Source organism: Pseudomonas sp. MWU13-2105 (genome assembly GCF_023242315.1).
Taxonomy (GTDB): Bacteria; Pseudomonadota; Gammaproteobacteria; order Pseudomonadales; family Pseudomonadaceae; genus Aquipseudomonas.
On sequence record NZ_JALLIY010000064.1, the window covers coordinates 1 to 1,608 of the forward strand.

The 1,608-nt window shown below is 55.1% G+C and carries 2 protein-coding genes; both read right to left on the minus strand.

Annotated elements, in window-relative coordinates; genetic code table 11:
- Positions 1-255 precede the first annotated feature (255 nt).
- Positions 256-624: a type II toxin-antitoxin system RelE/ParE family toxin gene (locus M5B96_RS32280; RefSeq protein WP_248801197.1), complete on the minus strand. Its 369-nt coding sequence runs from the start codon at positions 622-624 to the stop codon at positions 256-258.
- Between the two features lie 2 nt (positions 625-626).
- Positions 627-917: a type II toxin-antitoxin system ParD family antitoxin gene (locus M5B96_RS32285; RefSeq protein ID WP_248801199.1), complete on the minus strand. Its 291-nt coding sequence runs from the start codon at positions 915-917 to the stop codon at positions 627-629.
- Between the last annotated feature and the right edge of the window lie 691 nt (positions 918-1,608).

The following is a 1,608-nucleotide window of genomic DNA, read 5'->3' on the forward strand; positions in this document are numbered from 1 at the left end:
AGCTGTCAAAACCCCAACTGCTACAAGCTTTTTCAGGCCGATGGCGCAGCGACTAGAGCAGGGACCAGGACTACAAATTCGGTTCCTCTGGACGTGTAGGAACGTTGCTGTTCGAGTGGTCAGCCTTTGCTGGACGGTGCTTATATGCGCAGGGGGGGGAACGTACAGGAACACTTGATCCGGCGAGGAAGCGTTTCCCGCGCCGGTGTACAAAAGTGAATAGGAGGGGAGTAGGTACTTCATGGCTGTGCGCCGCTAACTACCTATCAATTCCAGCGTAAGGTGCTGCCTGACTTCCATGGCGTCATGCAGTATCCGAACGATCTCAATAACTTGGTCATCCGCCAATCGATAGAAAACGACATGCCGCGGCCTCTGTACGGTGCCAGTGGCTGTTGCAGCCTGCTTGCGTACGTGGGTCAGATGAAAGCTCCTCAGTCCCTCTGAGAGTTCATCTCGAGGGCTGCTACCCACTCTGTTTGGCGTTTCTGCGAGGTCTTCGATGGCTGAGCGTATAAGCGCTTGGTATCTGACCCTGGCATGTGAGCCAAACTGTACGTGGGAGTACCTTAGAACATCCTCGATATCACTGAGGGCCGTATGGGAGAGACGGTACTTCCCCATGCTCAGCGGTTCTTGGGGGGGGAGAGGGCAGCTCGTTCGCCGATGTCAGCCAGAAGCTCTTCCAACTGGTCACCGCCAATCTCGATGAAATGACCTCGTTCCAGGTCCATCAGTCCTGCTGAAGTGGCATGACGCAATGCATCGAGCTTGGCCAGTTCTTCAGCCTCACGCTGCTCCAGCAGGCGAAGCCCTTCGCGCATGACTTCGCTGGCGTTCTGGTACCGGCCGGAGACAACCAGGTCATTGATGACCTGATCCATATGATCAGTGAGAACGACATTTCGCGTAGCCATGCTGTGCTCCAGGAACAAATAACGCTGCTGCGGATGTTGGCATATTATGCCATCGCGCTGGCTCATGCCTAGTTTGAGTCTGGTGTTCATGCAGGAAGGCCTCTTGCAAGATTTGTCAGGGGGGATGAATGGAAACGGTAAATGACCCTGCCTGACCACGGACGGAGGATGGGGGAAGTGAATGCTATCCATCGATAGAAGTCGACAGGGCCTGACAGCGTTAGCGGTACACGCCGACACAATGAATAACGCCCCAGGGGGCTGTCAAAATCCCAACTGCTACAAGCTTTTTCAGGGTCTTGGCGCAGTTACAGAGCGGGGAAAGAGGACTACAAATCAGGCCCTACGATTCGCGTCGGATACTGGCTGGTCGACTAATCGGGCTTTGCCGAACGATGCGTATGCAGTGCACGGCAGCCCTGAAAAGCCGCGACCCTGGTCAATCAGAGTGCGCCCAGCCTGGCGCTTCGGTAATCTGCGGGTACTGTGGAGTCAACCGTGCCGTACAAGGACGAAACCGATGATCAAACGTATTGGTGAGACAGAGATCAAACCGGTTCATGAACGAGCCCCATGAAAGACAGGACACCGTTCCCCCCCCTTAAGATACGACTGTTCCGCCCTTAGCCGCTAGGCTCCGACGGTGGGGTGTCTACTCTGCGTCTCTCACGATTTAAACATTGGCAGGTAT